Source organism: Paraburkholderia sp. RL17-383-BIF-A, assembly GCF_046028015.1.
Classification (GTDB): Bacteria; Pseudomonadota; Gammaproteobacteria; order Burkholderiales; family Burkholderiaceae; genus Paraburkholderia.
In genome coordinates, this window is sequence record NZ_JARESR010000014.1 from 1 (window position 1) to 17,016 (window position 17,016).

The 17,016-nt window shown below is 59.6% G+C and carries 10 protein-coding genes; 4 read left to right on the forward strand and 6 right to left on the reverse strand.

What is annotated here, in order from left to right; genetic code table 11:
- Nucleotides 1–26: 26 nt before the first annotated feature.
- Entirely contained in the window at nucleotides 27–3,266 is a 3,240-nt protein-coding gene (gene ppc, locus P0D71_RS17585) for a phosphoenolpyruvate carboxylase (RefSeq protein WP_408481272.1), read from the reverse strand.
- Between the two features lie 402 nt (nucleotides 3,267–3,668).
- Here ppc and hemC point away from each other — a divergent pair, with 402 nt between their 5' ends.
- The 3 genes from hemC to P0D71_RS17600 are packed head-to-tail and all read left to right on the forward strand — an operon-like array spanning nucleotide 3,669 to nucleotide 7,878.
- Nucleotides 3,669–4,667: a hydroxymethylbilane synthase gene (hemC, locus tag P0D71_RS17590; RefSeq protein WP_408297452.1), complete on the forward strand. Its 999-nt coding sequence runs from the start codon at nucleotides 3,669–3,671 to the stop codon at nucleotides 4,665–4,667.
- Nucleotides 4,667–6,685, forward strand: a complete 2,019-nt coding sequence (gene hemDX, locus P0D71_RS17595; RefSeq protein ID WP_408481274.1) for a fused uroporphyrinogen-III synthase HemD/membrane protein HemX — start codon at nucleotides 4,667–4,669, stop codon at nucleotides 6,683–6,685. Before hemC ends, hemDX begins: the two co-directional genes overlap by 1 nt.
- 2 nt (nucleotides 6,686–6,687) lie before the next feature.
- Nucleotides 6,688–7,878: a heme biosynthesis protein HemY gene (locus P0D71_RS17600; protein ID WP_091796275.1), complete on the forward strand. Its 1,191-nt coding sequence runs from the start codon at nucleotides 6,688–6,690 to the stop codon at nucleotides 7,876–7,878.
- A 173-nt stretch (nucleotides 7,879–8,051) separates the two neighbouring features.
- On the opposite strand, the gene P0D71_RS17605 is transcribed toward P0D71_RS17600, so the two are convergent.
- The gene (locus P0D71_RS17605) at nucleotides 8,052–8,516 is read right to left on the reverse strand and encodes a hypothetical protein (RefSeq protein ID WP_408481276.1); all 465 of its coding nucleotides are present in this window, start codon (nucleotides 8,514–8,516) and stop codon (nucleotides 8,052–8,054) included.
- A gap of 757 nt (nucleotides 8,517–9,273) precedes the next feature.
- Nucleotides 9,274–10,965, reverse strand: a complete 1,692-nt coding sequence (locus tag P0D71_RS17610; protein ID WP_408481278.1) for a hypothetical protein — start codon at nucleotides 10,963–10,965, stop codon at nucleotides 9,274–9,276.
- A gap of 142 nt (nucleotides 10,966–11,107) precedes the next feature.
- Between P0D71_RS17610 and P0D71_RS17615 the strand changes: the two genes are divergently transcribed.
- Nucleotides 11,108–12,349, forward strand: coding sequence for a PIN domain-containing protein (locus P0D71_RS17615; RefSeq protein ID WP_408481283.1), 1,242 nt, complete (start codon nucleotides 11,108–11,110; stop codon nucleotides 12,347–12,349).
- A 112-nt stretch (nucleotides 12,350–12,461) separates the two neighbouring features.
- On the opposite strand, the gene P0D71_RS17620 is transcribed toward P0D71_RS17615, so the two are convergent.
- The 3 genes from P0D71_RS17620 to P0D71_RS17630 all read right to left on the reverse strand — a co-directional run bounded on the left by P0D71_RS17620 (nucleotide 12,462) and on the right by P0D71_RS17630 (nucleotide 16,884).
- Nucleotides 12,462–13,202 carry a hypothetical protein gene (locus P0D71_RS17620; RefSeq protein WP_408481285.1) on the reverse strand — a complete coding sequence of 247 codons (741 nt, stop codon included), beginning with the start codon at nucleotides 13,200–13,202 and terminating at the stop codon, nucleotides 12,462–12,464.
- A gap of 286 nt (nucleotides 13,203–13,488) precedes the next feature.
- Nucleotides 13,489–15,225, reverse strand: a complete 1,737-nt coding sequence (locus P0D71_RS17625; protein ID WP_408481287.1) for a P-loop NTPase fold protein — start codon at nucleotides 15,223–15,225, stop codon at nucleotides 13,489–13,491.
- A 339-nt stretch (nucleotides 15,226–15,564) separates the two neighbouring features.
- On the reverse strand, nucleotides 15,565–16,884 hold the full coding sequence (locus P0D71_RS17630; RefSeq protein ID WP_408481289.1) for an MFS transporter: 1,320 nt from the start codon (nucleotides 16,882–16,884) through the stop codon (nucleotides 15,565–15,567).
- Between the last annotated feature and the right edge of the window lie 132 nt (nucleotides 16,885–17,016).

The following is a 17,016-nucleotide window of genomic DNA, read 5'->3' on the forward strand; positions in this document are numbered from 1 at the left end:
TTGCCTGCCCTTAACGGCCTGCGCGCTTAGCCCGTATTGCGCAGGCCCGCCGCAATCCCGTTGATGCTCAAATGAATCCCGCGCCGCACGCGGGCGTTGGTGTCGCCCCCGCGGTGACGCTTGAGCAACTCGACCTGCAAGTGATTCAGCGGATCGAGATACGGGAAGCGGTTCTTGATCGAACGCGCGAGCAGCGGGTTCTCGGCAAGCCGTTCGCTCTTGCCCGTGATCTCCGACAACACCTTCGACGTGCGCTCCCATTCCGCGACGATCCGCTCGAACACATGCTTGCGCAGCTTCTTGTCGGACACGAGCGCGGCGTAGCGCGAGGCGACCGCGAGGTCGGTCTTCGCCAGCACCATGTCCATGTTCGACAGCAGGGTCGAGAAGAACGGCCACGTCTTGTGCATTTTCCGCAGCAGCGAGAGACGGCGCGTGCGTTCGGCGTCGCTCGGCGCGCCGTCTAGATACGCGGCCACCGCGCTGCCGAATCCGTACCAGCCGGTCAGCAGCAAACGGCATTGGCCCCACGAGAAACCCCACGGAATCGCGCGCAGATCTTCGATCTTGCGTTGCTTTGGATCCTGCAGTTTGCGCGAAGCGGGACGGCTGCCGATATTCAATTCGGCAATCTCCGCGATCGGCGTCGACTCGAAGAAATACTCCTTGAAGCCGGGCGTTTCATAGACCAGCGCGCGATACGAGGCCATCGCCGTATCGGACAACTGCTGCATCGTTTCTTCGAATGCGGGCAGTTGCGCCGGCGCGATGCCGTGCGGCAGCAACGACGCTTCGAGCGTCGCGGCGACCACCGTCTCCAGATTGCGGCGGCCGATCTCCGGATTGCCGAACTTGCTGGCAATCACTTCGCCTTGCTCGGTCAAACGGATCTGACCGTCGACGGTGCCCGGCGGCTGCGACAGAATCGCCTGATAGGTCGGGCCGCCGCCACGGCCGACGGTGCCTCCGCGTCCATGGAACAGACGCAGTGTCACGCCGCGCTCGTTGAAGAGCGACACCAGCGCGAGTTCGGCGCGGTACAACTCCCAGTTCGACGTGAGGAAGCCGCCGTCCTTGTTGCTGTCCGAGTAACCGAGCATCACTTCCTGCTCGTTGCCTTGATGTTCGATCAGCGCATCGACACCCGGCAGCGCGATCAGATCGCGCATGATGTGCGGCGCGTTGCGCAAGTCGGGGATCGTCTCGAACAGCGGGATCACCATCAGGGCCGCCTGAGCCGGATCGTTCGCATTGCCGAGGCAACCGCGCAAGAGGCCGGTTTCCTTTTGCAGCAGCATCACTTCAACCAGATCGCTGACGGTTTCCGTGTGCGAAATGATGTAGTTGCGCACCGCGCGCGCGCCGAATTTCTCGCGCGTGCGGCGGGCTTCTTCGAGCACGCCGAGCTCGCTCTTCACGAGGTCCGAGTACTCCGCGAACGGCAGACGCAACGGACGCGGCTGCGCCAGTTCCGAGAGCAGCACGGTGAGCTTGTCCGCTTCGGAGAGCCCCGCATAGTTTTCTTCGACGCCCGCGCGACGCAGCAGCTCGGTGATCACCGCCTCGTGAACGTCGGAGCTCTGACGCAAGTCGATGCTCGCCAGATGGAAGCCGAACACCTCGGCGGCGCGCGCGAGCGGCGACAGACGCGGGGCGGCGAGCGGCGCGCCGTGATGCTCGGCGAGCGAATCGATCAGCACGTGCAGGTCGCGCACGAATTCGGAGGAGTCCGCGTAGGGCTTGGCGCGAATCGGCGCCGCGCCGCGGCCCGCGCTGCGCACCGGCACGCTGCCTTCGCCGAGACGCACGCGCGCGCTTGCCGCGAGGCGCGTGTACATGCCGATCAACGCGCGGCGATACGGCTCGTCTGTGCGATGCGGCGACTGGTCGGGCGAGATTTCCGCGAGTTCCTTCAGGGCGTCGCTGGCGCCGGCCAGCAGGTTCGACACCGACAACTCGGCGCCCAGCTTGTGCACCTGTTCCATGTAGTGCTCGAATATCACCGCGGCCTGGCGGGTGATCGCGTTTTCGAGCGTTTCGGCCGTGACGTTCGGATTGCCGTCGCGGTCGCCGCCGATCCAGCTGCCCATCTGGAAGAACGGCGGCAGGCGCGCTTCGAGGCCGTGCTCGGCGAGCGCTTCTTCGATATCGGCGTAGAGCGCCGGGATTTCTTCGAGGAAGGTGGCGCGGTAGTACGACAGCGCGTTTTCGATTTCGTCGGCCACGGAGAGACGCGAATCGCGCAGCATGCGCGTTTGCCACAGCGACGTGACGCGGGCGCGCAGCATCGCTTCGTTGTGCGCGCGTTCGCGGTCGGTCAGTTGCTGGTCGCGTTCGGCGAGCAGGCGCGCGACGTCGTGCTGCGCGTCGAGAATGCTCTTGCGCTGCACTTCGGTCGGGTGCGCGGTGAGCACCGGCACGATCAGCGCGTTGTTGAAGAACTCTTGCAGGACCGGCGTGGCGGCCGCGCCCGCTTCGACGAGGCGCTCGAGCGAGTGGGCGATCGTGCCCGGCTGCGAGGTCGAGCCGGCCAGCTCGTGAATCCGGTGACGGCGATTGCGGTGGCGGTCTTCAGCAATGTTCGCGAGATGCGAGAAATAGCTGAAGGCGCGCACCACGCTGACCGTTTGCTCCGGGCTCAGCGAGCGCAGCTTCTTGTCGAGCGTCTGTGCGGCGGCGCTGTCGTCTTCGCGGCGAAAGCGCACGGCCGTCTGACGGATCGTTTCGACGACGTCGAACACCGCGTCGCCTTCCTGCTCGCGCAGCACGTCGCCGAGCAGGCGTCCCAGATAACGGATGTCCTGGAACAGCGGATGGTCCTTGTCCTCGCGCGTGCGGCCATTGCCTTTCGACGCAGGCGCGGCGGTCTGCTCCGTCACGGCTTGCAGCGTGGGCGCTTGCGCGGCTTTATCGGCCTTATCGGCCTTCGGTGCGGCGACGATCTTGACCTTCGTGGAGCCGGCCTTGGCCGATTTCTGCGCCGGGGCCTTGGAGGCGGCCTGCGTCGTCTTGTTCGCCGTCTTATCCGTTTTGACAGCCTTCACAGCCTTGTCCGTCTTGACGGGCGTGGACGTTTTGGCGGGCTTGCCGGCTTTGGCGGCGTTGGCAGCCTGCGCGGCTTTGCCGGCGCGTTTGGCCGGAGCGGGCTGACTGGCGGAAGCAGAAGCGGCGGCAGAAGCGGTGGGCGCCGCGGCGGCGTCGGCCGCTCGAGCGTTGGGCGATGCAGTGTTGCGGCGGGCAGGGCGCGCCGGTCCGGAAGACGTCACGATGGGTTTCCTCAGGGAAGCCAGGGTCTGTTGAGTGATGAACTGCTACTGCGGAACTGCACTATGAACTGCAACGTGAACAGCAAGTGAACAGCAAGAAGCGGTCTGCGCCGATGGCGATACGCCTGAGAGGAACTGCGCGCCTTCATGCTGCCGAGCGTTTGCACGACGCCCATGTGAAGCGCTTGCGGCACGTTGCGCCGCATTGCATCATCCCGCATGCCGGAGCACGGTGCGCGAACGACCGTGCTTGAACAGGCGGGGTCTGGGCCGGCGCGCGCCGCGCGAAGCCCGTCTCCTCCATCGATACCGCTTCAGCACGGCGCTCCACTGCGTCTTGAGACGCGAGAGCGCGTGCTAACATTGATTGTTATTACATCCCGTCATTCGATCAGCAAGCTAATGAACACCGAGACGTTTTCCACGCCACCCCACACGCTTGTGATTGCGTCGCGAGAGAGCCGCCTGGCCATGTGGCAAGCGGAGCATGTGCGATGTGCGCTGCACAAATTATATCCATCTTGTGACGTAAAAATCCTCGGAATGACAACACGTGGCGATCAAATTCTCGATCGCACTTTGTCGAAGGTTGGTGGTAAGGGCCTCTTCGTCAAGGAACTGGAAGCCGCGTTGGCCGACGGCCGCGCCGACCTCGCCGTGCATTCGCTCAAAGACGTGCCGATGGCATTGCCCGAGGGCTTCGCGTTGTCCACCATCATGGAGCGCGAAGATCCGCGCGACGCGTTGGTCTCCAACACGTACGACTCGCTTGCCGCGTTGCCGGAAGGCGCCGTGGTCGGCACCTCCAGCCTGCGTCGCGAAGCCATGCTGCGCATGCGCTATCCGCATCTCGTAGTGCGGCCATTGCGCGGCAATCTGGACACGCGCCTCGCCAAACTCGATCGCGGCGATTACGCGGCGATCATTCTGGCGGCGGCTGGTTTGAAGCGTCTGGGTCTCGGCGAGCGCATCCGCGCGTTGCTCGATCCCGAAGACAGCTTGCCCGCAGCGGGGCAGGGCGCGCTTGGCATCGAGATTCGCGCCGACCGTGCGGACCTCGCGGCATGGCTCGCGCCGCTGCATCACGAACATACGGCGGCTGCCGTTGAAGCGGAGCGCATGGTTTCGCGCGCGCTCGGCGGCAGTTGCGAAGTGCCGCTCGCCGCGTATGCCACCTGGCACGATGGCGCACTGCATCTGCGCGGCATCGTCGCGACGCCGGACGGCCAGCGCGTGTTGAGCGCGCACGCTTCGGCGCCCGCGCCTACCGTCGAGCATGCGCTCGCGCTCGGCCAGGAAGTCGCGGACGCGCTCGCGCAGCAAGGCGCGATGGACATCGTTCGCGCACTCGGCACCGCCGGCGGCGCCGCTGCGGCGGACAGCGCGGTGACCGGCGAGTGATGGCGGCCGATACTCCCGGCAACGCATCCCCAGCCGTCGACAAGGCGGCGTTCACGGTCGTGATTACACGACCGGCCGGTCAGTCGAACGAACTGATCGCACGGCTCGCCGAAGTCGGCCTCGCCACGCTCGATTTTCCATTGATCGACGTCGCACCCGTCACGGACGACGCTCCATTGCGCGCGGCGCTGAGTTCGCTCGAACGTTATGCGCTCGTCGTGTTCGTGTCGCCGAATGCCGTCGATCACGCCTTCGCCCACAGCGACACGATCTGGCCGCATGCGCTGCCGATCGGCGTGGTCGGTCCCGGCAGCGTGCAGGCGCTGGCGCGCCACGGCGTGAGCGCGCCGGCGTACAACGTGATCAGCCCGCCCTCCGGCGCGGATGAAGAAGCCGCGCGTTTCGATTCCGAAGGCCTCTTCGCGGCGATCGATCTGGCGCTCGGCGCAACGAACCTGGAAGGCAAGCGCGTGCTGATCGTGCGCGGCGACGGCGGCCGCGAGTGGCTCGCCGAGCGTCTGCGTGAAGCCGGCGCCGAAGTCGAGACCGTCGCGGCGTACCGGCGCCTCGTGCCGGAACCGTCGATAGGCGGCTGGGCGCGCGTGCACGAACTGCTCGCGGGCGAACCGCACGCGTGGCTGCTCACCAGTTCCGAAGGCGTGCGCAATCTGCACGAACTGGCGCAAGACCACCTCACCGTCGACGAAATCGTGCAGCTCAAACGCGCCACGCTTGTCACGCCGCATCCGCGAATTGCGCAGACCGCGCGGGCATTGGGTTTTGATAGCATTACGGTGTCCGGCGCGGGCGATGAGCGCATTGTCCGCACCCTGCTTGCCGCCGTCCCGACCGTAGTTCAACCGGTACCGTCCAACCCGGCTCATTCACCGGCTAAATCACGCATGACTGAAACGAACGCATCCACGAACGCTTCACCCCAGCCTGCCGCGACCACTGCGTTGCCGCCGAATCCACCCTTCACGCCCTACGAAGCGCAAAAGCGTTCTAGCGCGAGCGGACCGCTGCTGTGGTTTGTCGTCGTGATCATTGCTTGTGCCGCGGGCGTGGGCGGCTATGCGCTCAATCGCAAGGTGGAGCGCACCGAGCAGCAACTCGTGCAGCGCCAGCAGGCCAACGACACGCAGACCAACGAACTGCGCATCAAGACGGACCAGGCGCTCGCCACCGTGCATCAATCGGACTCGCAGGTCGCGCAACTGGAAGGCAAGCTCGCCGATGCGCAAAGCGCGCAGCAGGCGCTGCAACAACAGTACGCGGATCTCGCGCGCAATCGCGACGACTGGACGCTCGCCGAAGTCGGCCAGATGCTCTCGGCCGCCAGCCAGCAGTTGCAGCTCACCGGCAACACGCAGCTCGCGCTGTTCGCGCTGCAAAGCGCCGACACGCGACTCGCCGCGTCGGACAGCCCGCAAGCGGTCGCCGTGCGCAAGGCGATCGCGCAGGACATCGACAAGCTGAAGGTCGCGCCGTCCACCGACCTCACGGGTCTGGCCATCAAGCTCGACAACGCGATCGACCACGTGGACGACCTGCCGCTCTCCGGCGAAGCCCCGATCCCTCATGCCACGCCGCAAGCCGCAACGTGGGCCGATACGGCCAAGGTGGCCGCGGCCACCGGCGAGCCGCGCTGGAAGGTGTGGTGGCGCGAGGTGAGCACCGGCATCGGCCAGCAGTTGACGAGCCTCGTGCAGGTGCGCCGTATCGACAATGCCGACGCGATGCTGGTCACGCCCGATCAGGGCTACTTCGTGCGCGAGAATCTCAAGCTGCGCTTGCTGTCCGCGCGTCTTGCCTTGCTCTCGCGCAACGAGACCACGCTGAAGTCCGACCTGCTCGCCGCGCAGAATGCGCTGACGCGCTACTTCGACAATTCGTCGAAGAAAACCCAGACCGTGAGCGATCTCGTCAAGCAGGTGCAGGCGGGCTCGGCCGCGGTTGAACTGCCAAATCTGAGCAACAGTTTGCAGGCCGTCAATCAATACCGGAGCCGAGGTTAATCATGGCGATCCGGGGACTTCTATGGCTTGCATTGCTGTTCGCCATTGCCGTGGTGCTGGCGGTGGTGGGACGCTTCGATATGGGGCAGGTGCTGCTGATCTATCCGCCGTACCGCGTGGACATGTCGTTGAATCTGTTCGTGGTCGGACTGGTCGTGCTGTTCATCCTGCTGTATGCGCTGCTGCGCATCTTCCGCAATATCTGGCGCATGCCGCAACGCGTGGCCGCGTATCGCGCGCGTTCGCGTGTCGCGAAAGCGCATGCCGCGCTGCGTGATGCGATCGGCAACCTGTATGCCGGGCGTTTTTCGCGCGCTGAAAAGGCGGCCAAAGACGCGCTCGCGAATGGCGACAACAAGGGCGCGGCCGGTTTGATCGCGGCTACTGCCGCGCATCGCATGCATGAATATGCGCGGCGCGACGAATGGCTCGCGCAGATCAACGAAGCCGACTGGCAGGACGCTCGCCTGATGGCCACCGCCGACATGCGCGCGGATGGCCGCGACGCGGACGGCGCGCTGACCGCGCTGACCGAAATGCAGTCGCAGGGCGCGCGGCGGATTCACGCGCAGCAGATCACGTTGCGCGCGCAACAGCAGTTGAAGAACTGGGGCGAGGTGCTCAAGCTCGTCAAGACGCTGGAAAAACGCGAAGCGATTCATCCGGCCGTGGCGGTGCGCTTGCGTCAGATCGCGGCGGAAAACCTGTTGCGTGACCGGCGCCACAATGCCGACGCGCTGCTGGAGTTGTGGAATTCGCTGTCGGCCACCGAACGCCATTCGCCGCGTCTCGCGGATCTCGCCGCCGAGTTGCTGGTGGCGCTGAACCGTCCGCAGGAAGCGCGCAAGATCGTCGAGGAAGCGCTGGCGCAAAACTGGGACGCGCGTTTGCTGCGCCGCTATCCGGATACGGCGGGCGGCGACGCGTTGCCGCTGATTCAGAAGGCCGAAGCGTGGCAGAAGGATCGTCCGGAAGATGCGGACCTGATGTTCGCGCTGGGCCGCTTGTGCCTGCATCAGCAACTGTGGGGTAAGGCGCAATCGTTCCTCGAACGCGCGCTGAAACTCGCGGACAACGAGACGCTGAAGATTCGCTCGCATCGCGCGTTGGCGCGTTTGCATGAACAGCTCGGCGATACGGAGAAGGCGAGCCAGCATTATCGCGAGAGTGCGTTGGCGATGAATATTGTTTGAGGGTTTTTGGGGCGGCGTATCTGTTCTTGGTGCGCTGCTTTGAGGGCTTGAGACGGCTGGTTTTTTAGTTCGTGAGTTGATGGGTTGATGGCCGCAGCGGATGCTGCGGCCATTTGTTTTTGTGCCGGCGGTTGCCTGTTAGGCGAGGCTCGATTTGATCGCTCGGTACGGTCTTAGTGCGGCGCGGTGGACGGCTGTTGCACGGTCGCGGACGGCGACTCGATCACGCTTTTCGTGGAGGGCTTTTTGCGGGGCGACGCTTTCGTTGCTTCGATGGACGCCTCTGCTCGCTGCGACGCTTTAGTCAGCAAGTTCGTCGCATGCTGCGCCGTGAGGCGGCTGCGCGCGACGCCCTTCGCGTCGAGTGCAATCACCTGGAACAACTCGCGGTCGTATTCGAGATCCTGCTGATACTGCTCGGCCGTGTCCACCAGCAATTCGAGCAGCGTCTGACGACGCTTTCTTTCGTCGTGGGTAATCGCAGGATTTCTAACTATCGATGACGCCAGTGTGATCAACGTGTCCAGTTGACCCAGCTGCCGGTCGCATAAGTCGAACGCGGAAAGGGCAAGCTTTTCGTACTGGAGGGCGTCGACGGGCGGACGCGAAGCCGGTTGATTTTTGACGGGCCTGGTCATGGTGCGATCTCCTTGTTGGTGGGGTGGATCGCCCGGACACGCTTCTTTGGAGGAGGGGTGAGCGGGCACGAAGTAGGGTTGACAGACCGGGGCATAAACAAACCGGCGAGCCTTGCGGCTCCCCTACCAAGGCCCGCCCATTGAAATATAGACGTGCAGAGGTAGTCGCACGACCCGCCTGGGCGGGTGTGCGGTTTATGCCACAGGCTGTCAAACCTGGTCGCTGGGTGTTTCCCGACGACTTGATAATTATAAGGGAGTGGGGCTGTCTCGGATTTAGTCTTGCGGTTAAATGGTGGGATTGGCTGAAGGGATAAGGGGGAGCGGGGCGGGGGATCTGACGATGCTTCAAGTATCAACTTCAAGTTCATCGAAGGCCACGGGCCTTAGTGACTTGTGGTGCTTCACTCGATCCCTGCCAAGCGAGGTCCCCGGCATTTAGGAGCGAGGAGAGCTGAAGTCAACCCTGACCGGTCGATACCCTTACCATGCGCCGAACGGTCGCTTACGAGGTACGAGCGCTGCCACGCCACTCCAAATTGACAGCCAGCGCAATGGCCGAAGCCGCTTTCAGGTACCTGCCGGTGGTTCGAACGTATCCGCATTTTTGAGTGCGCGGTGGATCGACCTTGCCTCACTCGCGCGCGTGATGATAAGAGAAGAAACGTATACAACGCGATAGCGGTGTTTGAGAAAACAGAATCCGTTTAGCCAATAATCATTCACACGATTGGAAATTCTAGGGTAACCTCGCCGCCTATACATCTTCGATGAACGGTCTCAGCTTGAGAACGTTAGGCGACACCCGGTGGTCGAGCAGTGGCTCTCGCGTAAAAATGAGGCTTGGCCCTTCGGGATCATAGGTCATCCGATCAACCAAGACATTTTCGGATACTGTCGGCATCTGGGTCGCAAGGCGAGCATAATTCTTGACTGTCCATCGAATGACTGCCCGATGTAATGAGTTAGTCGGAGCAGTGAATTCATTTCCGTGCACTATCAAGCCCATCACGTTTAACATCAACCCCAAAATACGGCTGCTTTGATAGTTCCAGTGTCCGGTAATTTCTTTGAGCAGTAAGCGGCGGAGTTTAAATCGAACCATCTCAACAGCCGGTCCATCTGCTTCAAATTTCCCAAAAAACTCGTTCCAGACATAGTTCCGTTGAACAAGCCAGCACAATTCCCGCGGTTCTTTAATGGCCGACGCACTGGATATCAGCTCGAACATTAGCCCCGCAATCATGTCACATACGTCCTTGCTATGATCGCTCTTGGCCCGTCTCGGCACGATAAACGTCTTGTCGAAATGCTTGTTTAAGATCTTCACGACATCCATGACAAAGGTCACTGCGATTCGGAGCTTGCGGAGCTCATCGTCATCCCAAGCGTCCGTTGGCTTACCGTTAAGCTTGTACAGCGAATTAACGGAACGCTCGACGTGATTGAAAGCACCACCTATTATTGGATCATAACTTGAACCTACTCCGCTACTGATCGCGCTTTCGATAGTTACTAAATTCAGTCGGCAGAACGCTTCCCACTGAGCGGAATCCCAGCGACGCTGTTCTTCGAAATCCATATTGAAGACTTCCCGAAGCGAAGTTACCAAAGGGTAGTCTTCGTAGATGGCTCTCGTGATGGGCTTCTGATGGCCAAAGAACCCGGTGTAGTACCCGTTGGTCTCATGAAATGCGAACGAGTCTTTGTTTGCGATGGCCGCCGCGGTGAAGTTTTTTGCGAAGGTGCCAAGCGCAATGTGATGACGATTCTGCGCGCGTACTTCGTCAAACAATTCCGTTGCGATGACTGGGGCGGAAACGACGACATGTCGACAAAACCGCTTATCGGCAATAATCAACAGAATTTCGTGAGCACAATCTCGCGCTAAGAACTCCCTGCTGGGCTTCTGCTGGTATCGAGGAGCCATTTGGGAAGCGGTCTGTGCCTCATGGCGAAGCCAAGCGTGCTTCACGATCGCGCGCGCTGAGCGCGCCAACTCGTCGGCGACCTCCGGAAGCTCCGTTGGCGAGCTTCGCAAAACCGCACGGTATACCTCGCGGGCAAATCGGAATGCATTCCACCTGGAATAGGTGGGCGGCTTTATAAACGCATACCACACCCACACCATAAAGTTGGCGAGGAAAATAAGGCCCAGTAGCGCCTGCCAACCTGCGGATGAAAGCCAGCCCTCAGGGACCAGCCATTGCTTGGCTCGCCATAAGTCGGTCACCAACGTGAGCAATCCAACAGCCCCGACAACCGAATATGTTGTAATTTGAAGCGGAATCGGTGCGGTTGCGACCCGAAACTTATAGCGCACGTCAGCGATGGTCCAAGCCAACGCCATCAGTGCCACGGCAGCGAGGTATTCCGCGAAGCCGAAAAACTTCGGCACATCCTTGGACAGATGAAAAAAACATACCGACCAGTAGCAATGGCTGGGCATTTGGATTGATCCTCTTTTGTCTTTGCAGTTATCGTAACAGGGATAAACCTAATCAATATCCGAGGAATCGACATGGGGTGATACCGTTACGAGTGGTTCGAGAGCTTCCAACGAAATATCACGTCAACCGGGAGCAACACCGATGGCAAAGCTGTATATCGTGTTCGATACGAACGCTATCTATAATCCTAATCACGAAGACCAGTTTTTTGCACCTGAGGCCGCGAGGCTCATTGAGGATCCCGCACACGCGCACCTTGACTTGATGTGGATCATTCCTCGAATGGTTCGTTTGGAACGCGAGTACGCGATGCGGAAAAAGGTGAAGCAGATAGCCGCCTTGGCGCGAAACATGCCGGCGCTTTTTGGTGAGACTTGGGTGGGCGACACCCAAGAGTTACACGGGCGCATCAGCCAACTCGCGGAGGCTGAGATGAAGCGGCTCAACGTGCAAGAGCGAAAGTGTGAGGCATCGTTTGTGGACTGGAATACCCTGATGGATGCCGCGGGCTCCAGACTGCCGCCCTTCGATCCGAATGAAGACAAAGAGAAGGGTTTCAAGGATGCAATGGTAGCTGAGACGTTCATTCAAATATGGGGTGATCTGCCGGCGCACGGCACTGACTCAATCGTTCTCGTCACCGACGACGCCGTGTTGAGCGAGCATGTCAATCAGCGAATCCGCCATAATTGGAAGGTGCTGAAGAACACTGATGAACTCAGTGCGGAACTGAACTTTTTAGCGTCTGACATTCCTACTGAAATCGCGGAAAAATTGCCGGCGCGGGCAAACGAAGTACTGATTGGCGCTGGTGAGTTTTGGGATAATGTTTGGCGCTTGTCGAATGCCAATTTTCCCGAGCATTTTTCAAAGGCAATTCCCGGCTTGTTCAATGTGACGCTCCGTCCGCAAAAATTCTCGCAGCCAAGTTTCGTAAGAAAAGACATGCGTCGGTTGTACTTTACATGCCGATATTCGGTCTATAGAGTGGCGCAGCGGCTTGTCCCTTCTGGACCGTATCCTGAGGGGCTGCTCACTGATCAAGATTTAATTACCGTTGGGCACGGTTTGACGGGTATTGATCAAATTTTCCCAAGTGCTATCCAATCGGACGACGCTACTCCGGGGGAAGCCATTCCGATGCCGCCCGTTGCCCAAGTTCTTCCTCGCAATGGATTGTTCGGTCTCGGACCAACCATCCCAACGGAAGCCTCTCTGCGGCTCGTCCAATATCGATTGCCCTTTGTGAGCGTTGGATTGACGTGGAGTACGGAATTCGACGTCAAAGGAAAGGGGAAGGATGTCGCAATTACGATGTCGAGGCCACGTTTAGAAAGCCTAGATTCGGTGGAATTTGTCGGGTCTGATGTTGCACTCAACTAAAAGCGGCAGGTCGTAACGCTACCTCTATCCATCGGTGAAGTTGCTCGAAGAGCTCGTGCGACAAGATGGACGAAATAGGCGTTGCTCAGCAAGTCAGCAGCCATTCGGAGCGCTAGATAGCGTTACGATCGGCGAGGAACGGGCAGCCTCGCAGAAGCGCCTCGGCGACCGCCTCAAGGAACTCATCCAATCGCGCTCCTCGGCTACGAACACGCTGGGCCCATTCTTTCGCGACCTTCCTGTAATACGCACGTTGTTCTGCTTTCCACCCTCCATTCGGGAACACCAAGTCGTGCATCCCGGTCAGAAAGACGCGTTCGATACCGAGATCCGCAAATTTTTCAAAGTGGTGAATCTGGTTGCGCTCCCGAATTTCTTGATCGAATTCCTTGGCGAATCGTTTGATGAATGGACCGAATTGAATACCATGTTTGGGCACCAAGACGTCGACAGCGTCGACTAAATGCTTCAGGCGCTCCTTGAACTGATAAATACGACTGAAGTACAACTCGCAGACGTTGCTTAGGTGTTCATGCCGAGTAACGGGTGAGCCATTGAACGGAAAGCGGCGGAAGTAATACTCACAGGTCTTTATGGAGAGCACGAGGTCGCACAATTCGAGGTAACGAATGACAACGGCATGTTGCAGGTCCAATTCAGGGGGCAGTGCAATCGGCTTCTCCTTGCCGCTCGGCTCCGAAAAAATGCCGTCGAGGTCCATCGCGGCTACCAAGTTCGAAACTCGTGCCTCCCGCCAACCGGGGACGGCGTTAAGCCTCGCGATGAAGCTGCTTATCGCGTCCAGCATCTGCGCGCTTGCTGATTTTTTAGATTCAGATGTCTTGTTTTCCATTGCAGCCACATTTACGGTAGACAGCACACGAGTTTGTCAACAATGTATTCACCAATACTGAACGGCCGATTGTGGCCGAACTGAGCCCGGCGACGACAGGCTCTGATCGACCCATACCCGACATCGGTAGTACTGGTTTGGGCGCCCAGAAGCTGACGCTCGTACAGTCGAGTAACGAAGGCGATGTCACCGCAGGCCCGTGCTCTCGATGGAGGTTGGATGGCGATTAAAGATCTGCGGACAGTCGCCCTCGTGCCGCTGCATTGCAGTCGACCGCTGTCGATACCTAGGGCTTGGATTCAATTCCGCCCTCGACCAAAAGCTCCGGTACTTTGCTCTCTGCGAACAACGTCCGCAACAACCGTCCGAAACGGTTCTCTTTCTCGGCTCTGACGATGCGCCGGCATGCTTCCAAGAAATTCATCCCAGCCTGGCCGAAGTGGTTCTCGTACATTTGGTTCTGCTCGAGAATGTCCAAACCTTTAAGTACGAAAAGCTTGAAATCACGACCTTTCATCGTCCGCATCGCAGTCTCGAAATCGTCGATCGTAGCGGCTCTCATCGCCGCTTCTTCCCGATGGCCCCAACCGCTGTTCTCAAGAAGATACTTGATGGCATCGACGACGGTCGCACTGTGAATTCGAGCATCGCGCGCATTGTCGACTGCCGCCTTAAGTTTTGGGTGTAGCGGCCGACGGAACGGTGATTCACCGAATTCGGTGTTGTCGGCGATGGTCGCGAAGTGAGCCAACCAACCATCAATCAAATCTTCTTCAAGTTTGGCACCGCCAGGCAGGTCGGCCATCTGTTTTCCGAGCGCCGTGACAGTGTAGGCGTCAAGGTCGGCGACTCTGGCGATGAGCTTGACCGCATCAGCTACGAGATCGTCGTCGCAGTCTGTGACGTCCCAATAGCAACGTTCAAAGAATGCTTGCGCGAGATTTCTAGATTCGGTGCGATTCTCGTTGTCCTGGTAGCCTTGGACGATGGCCTCAATCGCCTGCGCGTCGTGCCTTCCGTCGCAAACAAAGGCGACAACCAGTTCTTCAAATTCGTCCGAAGAATTGATTCCTAACTTTGACAGCAGAACTTTCCATGCGGCTGGCGTTGAGTCCTCGGCTTTCTCCTTGAACGCATCGCCTTCCTGCCCGAGGTAGCGCCTCATAAAGTCGCCAGAACCGCGGTTGTAGCCTGCAACATACTCCAGAGTCGGCCCGTCCTTGATGGCTTTGTTTGCAAGAGCAGAAATGAGCACAATCGATGGAACAGTTCGTGCCTGTATCGCGAGAGGCATGTCCCCAGTCGCACCGAGGAGCCGAACCACAAGACGGTAAGCCTGACGGATGACCCGAATATTGGTGATCCCGCAGGCGTCCACCGCAGTCCTGGCCGTCGCGCGGTAAGGGCTATCCAAGTTCGGAACCGCGATGTCAAACGCCTCCCCAGGTGTCGGCGTGAAACGAAGTTCTTCTTCGACCACCTTCTCTCGGAACGCCGCCCAGAGCGCGCTGTCGGTAGTTGCGGAGAACTGATCCGAGTTGAGAATCAAGAGGAATCGCGTACCAAAATTCTGAGAGTATTCGTCAACGAAGCCTAGGACCTCGTCAACCGACAACGAGGCGTGCTTGCGCTCGATATCGTCGACGACTACGAATCGGTTGCGCAAGGCGACAGGAACTGCTACCAGCGCAAGCTCGTCGAGCGCCGAAAACCCTTCGTGGACCTTCTTCAAGGCGTCGACGCTGACCTTCCAAGTCTTCATCAGACCTTCTGTCAACGAACTGCTGTCTCCGCCTACTGGGAGCGCGCTTTGGACCACCTTGAGCTTGAGCTGATTGATGTCTTTCACGCCAAAGAGGGACACGTAGCGCGCGCCTTCGACAATTGGGTCCTGCGACTCCTTGCGAATCTCGTTCCAGAGGTGGGTTTTGCCGGTGCCCCAAGCGCCTGTCAGCGCGATGACTTTTAGGTCGGCATTGCCGACGAGCGAGATCAACTGCGTTTTAGATTGTTCGATCGTCATTTGCTTTATTCGGTCCTGAACCCAGCAGGCGCTCCTGCCAGTACGACGTTTGGGTTGCATCACTGGCGCACTCGACCAGCCAACTCGTGTGAAGATTTTTCGAGATTCGAAGGGAACGCGTTGTCATTTCAATTCCACGCCAACACCGGTCCACCGCGAGTTTATCGGCCGCTCCGAATCTGCCATTCTCGACCGGCAAAAGATGGCCGGCTCCCGCCCTCGGCGCAGTCGGCCAACATCCGTCGAAGCCGACGTATTCGGTGGCAAAGTGATTGCTCCTTCGCACACCCACGGAAAGCCTCAACAGGAAATTACCGCCAAGCCCCGCCTCTCAAAGCCTCACTTATTAACCATCTTCGCCGGCACACTAATAGCCAGCAACCCACCCAGCACCATAAACGCCGCCAACATATACATCCCCGAATCATTCGCAGCCGTAGCCTGCTTCAACCACCCCACCGCATACGGACTCAAAAACCCCGCCAGATTCCCAATCGAATTAATCATCGCGATCCCAGCAGCCGCCCCAGTCCCCGCCAAAATCGCCGTAGGCAAACTCCAAAACAACGGCAAGGTAGTAAGAATCCCCATCGTCGCAAGCGTAAGCGAAGCCATCGCCAACACAGTGTTATGCGTCCACACGACCGAAAGCACCAACCCAATCGCCCCCGCAAACGCCGGCAGCGCAATATGCCACCGCCGCTCCCGCTTCCTATCCGCACTACGCGACACAAACACCATCGCCACCACAGCCCCCGCGAACGGAATCGCCGACAGCAACCCAATCATGAAAGCATCCGTCACCCCAGTCGCCTTAATAATCGTCGGCAACCAGAAGCTCACCCCATACAACCCCATCACAAACGAGAAGTACGTCAGACTGAGCATCAACACCCGCCCACTCGTGAGCACCTGACGAATCGGCATGTCATGCTTGGTCGCTTCCTCCGCGGACACATGCCGCTCGAGCAACTGCTGCTCTTCCTTGGTCAGCCACTTCGCCTTCGAGATCCGATCGTCCAGCATGGCGAACACCATGATCCCGACGATCACCGAAGGAATGCCTTCGAGCAGAAACAGCCACTGCCAGCCATGCCAGCCGTTCAAGCCGTTAAAGGTCTTCAGGATATAACCCGACACCGGGCCGCCGATCACACCCGACAACGCAATCGCCGTCATGAACCACGTCGTCATGCGACCACGCCGATGCGACGGATACCAGTACGTCAGATAAAGAATGATCCCGGGAAAGAACCCCGCTTCAGCCAGACCAAGCAGAAAGCGCATCACATAAAACATCGTCGGCGTAGTCACGAACATGGTCAGCATGGAGATCACGCCCCACGACACCATGATCCGCGCAATCCACACCCGTGCGCCGACCTTATGCAAAATCACATTGCTCGGAATCTCGAAGATGAAATAGCCGACAAAGAAAATTCCCGCGCCGAATCCGTACACCGCATCGCTCAGCCCAAGATCGCTGGTCATTTGCAGCTTGGCGAAACCGACGTTGACGCGATCCAGATACGCGACCACGTAACAGAGCATCAGAAGCGGCGCGAGCCGCCAGGTGACCTTGCGGTAGGTGGCCTCTTCGAAAGTGGAAGGTGGCGCACCCGCGCCGGGATGGTGGAGCGGATTTGCGGGACTAGCCATGGTGTCTCCTCTTTTCTTGTGGAATTGAAGTACCGCCGTCGATCGATTCTATCCGCGCTCAGTGCTTTGCACGACGAATCGATACCGGGGGAAAACACTGACTGCCGCGAGGGCGGTGCAGCGGCCGCCCTC

Bases quoted from the DNA above. Each gene is read 5' to 3' on its own strand.
- P0D71_RS17625 (WP_408481287.1), bottom strand. From the start codon at position 15,225: ATGACGATCGAACAATCTAAAACGCAGTTGATCTCGCTCGTCGGCAAT.
- P0D71_RS17620 (WP_408481285.1), bottom strand. From the start codon at position 13,202: ATGGAAAACAAGACATCTGAATCTAAAAAATCAGCAAGCGCGCAGATG.
- P0D71_RS17615 (WP_408481283.1), top strand. From the start codon at position 11,108: ATGGCAAAGCTGTATATCGTGTTCGATACGAACGCTATCTATAATCCT.
- P0D71_RS17610 (WP_408481278.1), bottom strand. From the start codon at position 10,965: ATGCCCAGCCATTGCTACTGGTCGGTATGTTTTTTTCATCTGTCCAAG.
- hemC (WP_408297452.1), top strand. From the start codon at position 3,669: ATGAACACCGAGACGTTTTCCACGCCACCCCACACGCTTGTGATTGCG.
- hemDX (WP_408481274.1), top strand. From the start codon at position 4,667: ATGGCGGCCGATACTCCCGGCAACGCATCCCCAGCCGTCGACAAGGCG.
- P0D71_RS17630 (WP_408481289.1), bottom strand. From the start codon at position 16,884: ATGGCTAGTCCCGCAAATCCGCTCCACCATCCCGGCGCGGGTGCGCCA.
- P0D71_RS17600 (WP_091796275.1), top strand. From the start codon at position 6,688: ATGGCGATCCGGGGACTTCTATGGCTTGCATTGCTGTTCGCCATTGCC.
- P0D71_RS17605 (WP_408481276.1), bottom strand. From the start codon at position 8,516: ATGACCAGGCCCGTCAAAAATCAACCGGCTTCGCGTCCGCCCGTCGAC.